8 protein-coding genes and 1 pseudogene are annotated in these 9,046 nt (G+C 60.8%); 4 read left to right on the top strand and 5 right to left on the bottom strand.

Annotated elements, in window-relative coordinates; translation table 11 throughout:
• A pseudogene (locus KGB03_RS26265) lies at positions 1-96 on the top strand (IS110 family transposase); the annotation flags it as partial.
• Positions 97-151: 55 nt separating this feature from the next.
• Here the strand turns inward: KGB03_RS26265 and KGB03_RS26260 are convergent.
• The 5 genes from KGB03_RS26260 to KGB03_RS26240 all read right to left on the bottom strand — a co-directional run bounded on the left by KGB03_RS26260 (position 152) and on the right by KGB03_RS26240 (position 5,498).
• The gene (locus KGB03_RS26260) at positions 152-982 is read right to left on the bottom strand and encodes an AraC family transcriptional regulator (protein ID WP_223529905.1); all 831 of its coding nucleotides are present in this window, start codon (positions 980-982) and stop codon (positions 152-154) included.
• 4 nt (positions 983-986) lie between these two features.
• The gene (locus tag KGB03_RS26255) at positions 987-1,985 is read right to left on the bottom strand and encodes a hydrolase (RefSeq protein ID WP_218536687.1); all 999 of its coding nucleotides are present in this window, start codon (positions 1,983-1,985) and stop codon (positions 987-989) included.
• 63 nt (positions 1,986-2,048) lie between these two features.
• Positions 2,049-2,660 carry a 16S rRNA (guanine(966)-N(2))-methyltransferase RsmD gene (gene rsmD / locus KGB03_RS26250; RefSeq protein WP_033060498.1) on the bottom strand — a complete coding sequence of 204 codons (612 nt, stop codon included), beginning with the start codon at positions 2,658-2,660 and terminating at the stop codon, positions 2,049-2,051.
• The gene (locus tag KGB03_RS26245; RefSeq protein WP_218536689.1) at positions 2,660-4,150 is read right to left on the bottom strand and encodes a M16 family metallopeptidase; all 1,491 of its coding nucleotides are present in this window, start codon (positions 4,148-4,150) and stop codon (positions 2,660-2,662) included. Before KGB03_RS26245 ends, rsmD begins: the two co-directional genes overlap by 1 nt.
• Positions 4,143-5,498 (bottom strand): M16 family metallopeptidase, encoded by a 1,356-nt coding sequence (locus KGB03_RS26240; protein ID WP_218536690.1) that lies wholly within the window; start codon positions 5,496-5,498, stop codon positions 4,143-4,145. The genes KGB03_RS26245 and KGB03_RS26240 overlap by 8 nt, the downstream gene beginning before the upstream one ends.
• A 344-nt stretch (positions 5,499-5,842) precedes the next feature.
• Here KGB03_RS26240 and ftsY point away from each other — a divergent pair, with 344 nt between their 5' ends.
• Genes ftsY through ftsX form a run of 3 tightly spaced genes read left to right on the top strand, consistent with a single transcriptional unit; the run spans position 5,843 to position 9,044 of the window.
• Entirely contained in the window at positions 5,843-7,357 is a 1,515-nt protein-coding gene (gene ftsY, locus KGB03_RS26235) for a signal recognition particle-docking protein FtsY (protein ID WP_223529902.1), read from the top strand.
• Positions 7,354-8,025 carry a cell division ATP-binding protein FtsE gene (gene ftsE, locus KGB03_RS26230; RefSeq protein ID WP_056738938.1) on the top strand — a complete coding sequence of 224 codons (672 nt, stop codon included), beginning with the start codon at positions 7,354-7,356 and terminating at the stop codon, positions 8,023-8,025. The genes ftsY and ftsE overlap by 4 nt, the downstream gene beginning before the upstream one ends.
• Positions 8,022-9,044 carry a permease-like cell division protein FtsX gene (gene ftsX, locus KGB03_RS26225; RefSeq protein ID WP_008152652.1) on the top strand — a complete coding sequence of 341 codons (1,023 nt, stop codon included), beginning with the start codon at positions 8,022-8,024 and terminating at the stop codon, positions 9,042-9,044. Before ftsE ends, ftsX begins: the two co-directional genes overlap by 4 nt.
• Positions 9,045-9,046 lie beyond the last annotated feature (2 nt).

Raw genomic sequence — 9,046 nt, 5'->3', positions numbered from 1 at the left:
ACCACTCAGGCGCTGGTGATGCTGGCTCGCAAGCTTGCTCGGGTGGTATTCGCCTTGCTGAAAGGGCAAAGCGAATATCAGCCAAAAGCCAGTTGAGGGCTTTCCCTCAACCATAGAATCTCCCACAGGGGGCAATTGATGCGTTGAGATATCACCGTAAGCGGGCGCTGCGATACGCGCCCGGCCCAACACCGTAAACCTGCTTGAACTGCCGACTCAGATGACTCTGGTCAGCAAACCCCAGCTGCGTCGCCACTTCCAGCGGCAAACAACCGTTCTGTAATAACGCCCGCGCCCGAGCGATGCGCTGCTGCATCAGCCAGGTGTGCGGTGGCATGCCCGTGGCGCGGCGGAACACCCGGGCGAAGTGGAAGGGCGAAAGGTTGACCGCCGCGGCCAGTTCTTCCAGCGAAGGCGGCGTCGCCAATTGTGCTTGCAGCAAATCCTTGGCCAGCGTCACCGCCCGATGTTCCTTGCCCGGCTTGCCGGCAATCGGCACGGTCGCGTGCCGTTGCAGCAGCAACAGCATCATTTCCCGCCAGACCGTTTGTTGTTGCAGGGCCGTGGACGGACTTTCCAGTAGACGATGCAGTTGGCAGAAACCCTTCACCAGATCCGGATCGCGATACAGCGTCGCGCCGAACACCGGCAAGTTGTTGGTCGGCAGTTCCAACTCATCGAGTAGCGACAGAATCTGACCGCTGTCCGGATAGAACGCCCGATACAACCAACCATCCTCGGTGCCTTTATGACCGGTGTGCAGTTCGTCCGGATTGATCAGCACCAGCGTACCGCTACCGGCCAGGTGTTCGGCGCCGCGATAGCGATAACGCTGGGCGCCGGCCATGATCATGCCGATCACGTAGCCGTCATGCACATGGGGTGCGAAACGGTGTTCGATGTAGCGCGCGGACAATAGCTCGACGCCGGCCAACGGTGCTGTTTGCCAGAATCGGATCGACTCGCCCTGATCGACGCCCATGGCCTTACTGGCGACCCACAGCGGTCAGCCACTGCGGGATGCGGCGTTCCAGGTAGTAACCCGGTTGCCTGAACGAGCCATCGACGAAGCCGACATGCCCCCCCTTGGTCTGTAGCTCGAATTGAGTGCAGGCGGACAATTCGTCGGCTTGCGGCAGGCTATGAGGAAAGACAAACGGGTCATCGGCCGCTTGAATGATCAGGGTCGGCGTACGAATCTCGCCAAGGAAATAGCGACTCGAAGCGCGGCGATAGTAATCCTCGGCATCGGCAAAACCGTTCAGCGGCGCGGTGACCCGGCCATCGAAATCCCAGAACGTGCGCAAGTTCTCCAGTGAACCCAGCGCGGCCAATGCCGCCAGACCATCCTCGCGCCCGTCATGCTGGAACTGGCGTTGCTTGTTCTTGATGTAGGCGACCATCTCCCGCATGAAATGCGCCTGATAGAACTTCGAAAAACCCTGGCCGATACGGTCGGCGCATTGATCAAGACGAAACGGCACCGACACCGCCACCGCACCGACCACGCCACTGTTGCTGCCGGATTCGCCCAAGTGCTTGAGCAACACATTGCCGCCCAGGGAATAGCCGACCGCATACAGCGGCGCGAGCGGTCGTTGGGCTTTCAGGTGTTTGATGGTTTCGGCGAGGTCTTCACTGACGCCGGAGTGGTAACTGCGCGGCAACAGATTCGGTTCGCCCGAACAGCCGCGCCAGTTCAGTGCGACGCTGGCCCAGCCTTGGGCACCTAACGCTTTTTGCATACCGGCCACGTAAGGCGAATTTGAAGAGCCGGTCAGCCCGTGCAATACCAGCACCAGTGGCGCCTCGACGCTGTGCGGGCCGTGCCAGTCGAGGTCGAGAAAGTCGCCATCCTCAAGCCACAAGCGTTCGCGCTGGCGTTCGATGTGTGTGGTTTTGCGCCACAGCGGTCCCCACAAGGTTTGCAAGTGCGGGTTGCCGAGGCCGAAGGCGGGGGTGAAACGTTCTGGCAAATGGGGCACGATGGTTCTCGATGCAGCGGTGCGAGCCTCGCTTGAGGCGCGCACCTTTTTCAGGCCGGTTGATTAACCGGCAATCTCTGCCATACGTTGCCACAGCGCGTAATACACCCGCCCGGATTTCTGCTCCCGGTGCAGGCGCCAGTTGCCTGGTAAGCCAAGGCTCGATGGCGCATTCTCGCTTTCAGTGTAGATCCAGGCTTCGTCGGCCAGCCACTGACGCTCTTCAAGTAATGCACAAACGCCTGGCAACAGGTTCTGGTTGAACGGCGGATCGAGGAACACCAGGTCGTACGCAGTCGCTGTCTGGGTTTCCAGATAGCGCAGGGCATCGGCGGTCTGAATCTGGCCGGTGGTGCAGCGCAGCGTGCCCAGATGCTCCTTGATGCTGGCGACCGCGATGTTGCTGGCGTCCAGCGCCTGACCCATGGCCGCGCCACGGGACAAGGCTTCGAGGAACAATGCGCCGCTGCCGGCGAACGGGTCCAGAACCTTGGCGCCAGCGACATAAGGCGCGAGCCAGTTGAACAGGGTTTCACGCACCCGGTCCGGGGTCGGACGCAGGCCCGGTGCATCCGGGAAGCTCAGCTTTCGGCTGCCCCATTCACCGCCGATGATGCGCAGTTGGTTCACGCCGTTATGCACGTTGTGTACGGGTTTTTTAGGACGAGTGGCCATTAATGCTCCGGAACCCCGAGCGGTTGCTCGGCAGGTTTATCAGTTGGGGCCGGTAACGGCTTTTGCGGCACGGTCGGGCCAGCGCTGACGATGACCATTTTGTCCGTGCTCAAGTGTTTGTTCAGTGCGGTTTTGACCTGCTCGACCGTCAGGCTCTGGGACTCGCGCATAAAATCATCCAGATAACTCAGCGGCAGGTTGTAGAAACCCATGGCGCCGAGTTGGCCGACGATATCGGCGTTGCTGGCGGTAGACAGCGGGAAGCTGCCGGCCAGTTCACGCTTGGCGTCGTCGAGTTCTTTCTGGGTCGGGCCGGTTTTGAGGTAGTCGGCGAGCACATCCTGCACCAGTTTCAACGTACCTTCGCTCATCTCGGCGCGGGTTTGCAGGTTGATCATGAACGGGCCGCGGGCCTGCATCGGGGTGAAACCCGAATAGACGCCGTAAGTCAGGCCGCGCTTTTCGCGCACTTCGCTCATCAGTCGTGTACCGAAACCACCGCCACCGAGGATCTGGTTGCCCATGGACAGTGCCGCGTAGTCCGGGTCGTCACGGTCGATGCCCAATTGCGCGAGCATCAGGTTGGTCTGCTTGGACGGAAACTCGATGTGACCGATGCTGGCCTTCGGTTCCTCCGGCTGAGGGATTTTCGCCAGCTCCGGGCCTTTCGGCAACGCGCTGGAGACTTGTGCGGCAATCGCTTCGGCCTCGGTGCGAGACAGGTCGCCCACCAACGCAATCACCACGTTGCCAGCCGCATAGGCTTTCTCATGGAACGCGCGCAGTTGCGCCACGGTGATCGCCGGAACGGTTTTCGCTGTGCCGTCGCTGGAGTGCGCGTACGGGTGATCGCCGTACAGACGGTTCATCAGCTCCAGGCTCGCGAGTTTGCCCGGGTTCTGCTTCTGGTACTCGAAGCCGGCGAGCATCTGGTTCTTGATGCGCGCAAAGGAATCGGCCGGGAATGTCGGTTTGCCGATGACTTCAGAGAACAACTTCAGCGCCGGTTCGCGTTTGTCCGCGGCACTGAGACTGCGCAGGGAAGCCAGGGCCATGTCTTTAAATGCGCCGTTGCTAAAGTCTGCGCCCAGGCCTTCGAAGCCCTGAGCGATGGCGCCGACATCTTTGCCGGCTACACCTTCGTTGAGCATGGCGTTGGTCAGCATGGAGAGGCCAGGTGCGTCGCCGTCCTGGCTGCTGCCGGCGGCGAAGATCAGGCGCATGTCGAACATCGGCAGCTCCCGGGCTTCAACGAACAGCACCTTGGCGCCCTCGGCGGTTTTCCAGGTCTGCACGTCCAGGGTGCGGTGGCTTGGCGCTTTGCCATCGAGCTCGGCCAGTGATTGCAGTTTCTGGCTGGCCTTGGCCTTGTCGAGGGCTTCGCTGGCCTTGGAATCGTCGGTCTTCGAGAAGTAGAACGCGGCAGACCCGATCAAGGCGACAGCGATCAGGCCAATCAGCGCCAGGCGCGGTTTTTTACGCTCACTCATGAGTCGTCTCCTCTGGCAATACATGGGCGACGCTGAGACGTTCGCGGGTGAAATACAGCTTGGCGGCTTTCTGGATATCTTCCGGAGTCACGCTTTCCAGCTCGGCGAGTTCGGTGTCCATCAGCTTCCAGGACAGGCCGACGGTTTCCAGTTGGCCAATTGCGGTGGCCTGGCTGGTGATCGAGTCACGCTCGTAAACCAGGCCAGCGATGACCTGCGCGCGGACGCGTTCCAGTTCTTCAGCGGACGGCGCGGTGGTTTTCAGCTGTTCGAGCAGCTTCCACAGGCCAGCTTCAGCCTGAGCCATGGTTTTGTTTTTCTGGGTGTTGGGCGTTGCCGACAAGGTGAACAGGCTGTCGCCACGGGTATAGGCGTCGTAACTCGACGAACCGCCAGAGACCAGCTCTTCGCCGCGCTCCAGTTGTGTCGGGATACGTCCGCTGTAGCCGCCGTCGAGCAGGGCGGAGATCAGACGCAAGGCGTTGACTGAGCGTTTATCTTCAGTGGTGGCGATGCTTGGCACGTTGAAGCCCAGCATCAGGCTTGGCAGTTGGGTCTGCACATGCAGCGTAATCTGGCGCTCACCGGGCTCGGCCAGCTCCATCGGGATTTTCGCTGGCGGCACATCACGTTTGGCGATCGGGCCGAAGTAGCGCTGGGCCAGGGTTTTGACCTCGTCCGGGGTCACGTCGCCCACCACCACCAGCGTGGCGTTGTTCGGCACGTACCAGGATTGGTACCAGTGGCGCAGCTCTTCGACTTTCATGCGGTCCAGGTCAGCCATCCAGCCGATGGTCGGCGTGTGGTAACCACTGGCCGGGTAGGCCATGGCCTTGAAACGTTCGTAGGCCTTGGACATCGGCTTGTCGTCGGTGCGCAGGCGACGTTCTTCTTTGATGACTTCGATCTCGCGGGCGAACTCGTCGGCCGGCAGGCGCAGGCTGGCCATGCGGTCGGCTTCCAGCTCGAAGGCCACGCCCAGACGGTCGCGGGCCAGCACTTGGTAATACGCCGTGAAGTCATCGCTGGTGAACGCGTTCTCTTCGGCGCCGAGGTCGCGCAGGATCAGCGAGGCTTCGCCGGGGCCGACTTTTTCGCTGCCCTTGAACATCATGTGTTCCAGGGCGTGGGACAAGCCGGTCTGACCGGGGGTCTCGTAGCTGGAGCCGACCTTGTACCAGACTTGGGAAACCACCACCGGCGCACGATGGTCTTCGCGCACGACGACCTTCAGGCCGTTATCGAGGGTGAATTCGTGGGTGGGTTGTGGATCGGCAGCCAGGGCCGAGAGGGGCAGACAAACTGTGCTGAGCAGCAGGCCTGCAGCGCGGCGGGCTAGAGCATTCATTCGTTTTTAAACCTTTGGGGCTGCCCGCTTGGTCTTAGCCTAGGCGGGCGAGGAGGTGCTAGGATACTGATCCGTTTTACTGGCGGCCACGCCTATCAGGCCTTTGATCGGTCAGCAGGTTGTTTGAGTTTGCGGCGGAAGCTTTGAGTTTGTCAGCTAAACTCTGCGTTTTCGCCGACGATGCCGTTCCAGTCCTTCGTATTAGTCGACCTTTGAGGTGCTGTTTGCACTTCGACAAAATGTTGCGCGTGAACAAGCTGGGTCAATCGCAGTCTGTTCTGCATCGAATATTTATTTGCCGAGGCGCCCTTTGGCGCGTCGCTACCGTGAGATAGCCGTCCTCCATGTTTGGTTCCAACGACGACAAGAAAGCCCCAGCTGCGGCTGGCGAGAAGAAAAGCCTGTTCGGATGGCTGCGCAAAAAGCCGCAGGAACCCGTCGTCGAACAGCCACAGCCACTTCCTGAGCCCACGCCTGCGCCGGTAATAGAAGAAGAGCTTACGCCGATTGTCTTGCCGATCGCCGAGCCGGTGTTGCAACCGGTCACCGAGCCTGAGCCCGACGCCGTCGCCGAAGTCGTGGCCCAGGTGCCGCTCACGCCCATTGCCGAGCCATGGCTGACGTTGCCAGTGGCGGAAGAGCCGGTGGCATTGGTCGAAGATGAGCTGGCGCCGCACGTTACGCCACCGATTCCAGCGCCGACTGCGTTTGTTCCTGAGCCCGTTCAAGCGCCAGTGGTTGAGCCGGTTGTCGCGCCAGTGGTGGTGGCCGAGCCTGAACCGGTTGTTCCGGAGCCTGTGGTGCCCGCACTCGTTGCTCCGATTGCTCAGGCGCCTGCGCCGGTCGTCGCTCCCGTAGCTCCTGTTGCCGCCGCACCTGTCGTTCCCGTTGAAACGCCTGCCGAGCCCGCGCGTACCGCAGAAACCAAAGCCGGTTTCTTCGCCCGCCTGAAACAAGGCTTGTCCAAGACCAGCGCCAGCATCGGCGAAGGCATGGCCAGCCTGTTCCTGGGCAAGAAGATCATCGATGACGAGCTGCTCGAAGACATCGAAACCCGCCTGCTGACCGCCGATGTCGGCGTCGAGGCGACTTCGGTGATCATTCAGCGCCTGACCCAGAAGGTCGCTCGCAAAGAACTGGCCGATGCCGATGCGCTGTACAAATCCCTGCAAGCGGAACTGGCGGCAATGCTCAAGCCTGTCGAGCAACCGCTGAAAATCACCTCGCAGACCAAGCCGTTCGTCATCCTGGTCGTCGGCGTCAACGGTGCCGGCAAGACCACCACCATCGGCAAACTGGCGAAGAAGCTGCAGCTCGAAGGCAAGAAAGTCATGCTCGCGGCCGGCGATACCTTCCGCGCCGCCGCCGTCGAACAATTGCAGGTCTGGGGCGAGCGCAACAAGATCCCGGTCATCGCCCAGCACACCGGCGCGGACTCGGCTTCGGTTATCTTCGATGCCGTGCAAGCGGCCAAGGCCCGTGGCATCGACGTATTGATCGCCGACACCGCCGGTCGCCTGCACACCAAAGACAATTTGATGGAAGAGCTGAAGAAAGTTCGCCGGGTCATCAGCAAACTCGACGCCGACGCGCCTCACGAGGTGCTGCTGGTGCTTGATGCCGGTACGGGGCAGAACGCGATCAGCCAGGCCAAACAATTCAACCAGACCGTCGAACTGACCGGCCTGGCGCTGACCAAGCTCGATGGCACCGCCAAAGGCGGGGTGATTTTCGCCCTCGCCAAGCAGTTTGGCTTGCCGATTCGCTACATCGGCGTCGGTGAAGGCATCGATGATTTGCGTACTTTTGAAGCAGAACCCTTTGTCCAGGCACTGTTTGCCGAGCGGGAGCGTTCATGATTCGTTTCGAACAGGTCGGTAAACGCTACCCGAACGGCCACGTCGGCTTGCATGAGCTGAGCTTTCGAGTCCGTCGGGGCGAGTTTTTGTTTGTGACCGGCCACTCTGGGGCCGGTAAAAGCACCTTGTTGCGCCTGCTGCTGGCGATGGAGCGTCCGACCACCGGCAAATTGCTGCTGGCCGGGCAAGACCTGAGCACCATCAGCAACGCACAGATTCCTTACCTGCGTCGGCAGATCGGCGTGGTGTTCCAGAATCACCAGCTGTTGTTCGATCGCACGGTGTTCAACAACATCGCGCTGCCCTTGCAGATCCTTGGGTTGTCCAAGGCCGAGATCACCAAACGCGTGGATTCGGCGCTTGAGCGCGTGGCGCTGTCGGACAAGACCGACTTGTACCCTGGCGACCTGTCCACCGGTCAGCAACAGCGTGTCGGCATCGCCCGCGCCATCGTTCACCGCCCGGCCTTGCTGCTGGCGGACGAACCGACCGGTAACCTCGATCCACGTCTGGCGGCAGAAATCATGGGCGTGTTCGAAGACATCAACCGTTTGGGCACCAGCGTGCTGATTGCCAGTCACGACCTGGCACTGATCGCCCGCATGCGCCACCGCATGCTGACCCTGCAGCGCGGTCGATTGATCGGTGACGGGGAGGCCGGCGTATGAGTGCGACACGCAGCCCCAAGGTTTCCGAGCGCGTGGCCCCGAAGGCCGCCGACCAGCAGCCGCAGAAGAAAAAACGCGACGATGATGACGGCCCGGATTTCGCCACGCTGTTTCGTGCCTGGGTCGAGAGTCATCGCGCCAGCCTGCTCGATAGCTTGCGTCGTTTGGGCAAGCAGCCCATCGGTAGCTTCTTCACCTGCATGGTGATGGCGGTGGCCCTGAGTTTGCCGATGGGCCTGTCACTTTTGCTAAGTAACGTCGAGCGTCTCGGCGGTTCCTGGCAGCGTGCGGCGCAGATTTCCCTGTACCTGCAAATCGAGGCCAGCCCCGCTGAAGGCGAGTCGTTACGCGAGCAGATCAAGGGGATGCCTGGCGTAGCTGATGCTGAATATGTCGGCCGCGATCAAGCGCTGGAAGAGTTTCAGCAGCAATCCGGTCTGGGCGAGGCGCTCAAGGAACTGCCGGAAAACCCGCTGCCGGGCGTGGTTTTGGTGACGCCGAATGAGGTCGATAAGCCAGCCCTTGAAGCATTACGACAAAAACTTTCCGAGTTGCCCAAGGTACAACAGGCGCAACTTGATCTAGTCTGGGTCGAGCGTCTGGCAGCCATTCTCAAGCTGGGTGACCGTTTTGTCTTCGGTCTGACCGTGCTTCTGGTTTCTGCATTACTTTTGGTGATAGGCAATACCATTCGTCTTCATATTGAAAACCGCCGCACAGAGATAGAAGTGATTAAACTCGTCGGCGGCACTGACAGCTATGTGCGCAGGCCCTTTCTGTACATGGGTGCGCTTTATGGCTTCGGTGCGGGGATTCTTTCCTGGGGCGTATTGGCGTTCGGCCTTGATTGGCTGAACGACGCGGTGGTTGGGCTGGCCGGTTTGTACGGCAGTGATTTTGCGCTGGCCGGAGTGCCAGTTGCCGACGGTCTGTCTCTCTTGCTTGGCGCGGTGCTGTTGGGGTATATCGGTGCATGGATTGCAGTCGCTCGCCACCTGAGGGAGCTTGCGCCTAAGTAGTA

This window comes from Pseudomonas sp. BF-B-26 (assembly GCF_019956495.1).
Lineage (GTDB): Bacteria > Pseudomonadota > Gammaproteobacteria > Pseudomonadales > Pseudomonadaceae > Aquipseudomonas.
This window is presented reverse-complemented; position numbering and strand designations above follow the sequence as displayed.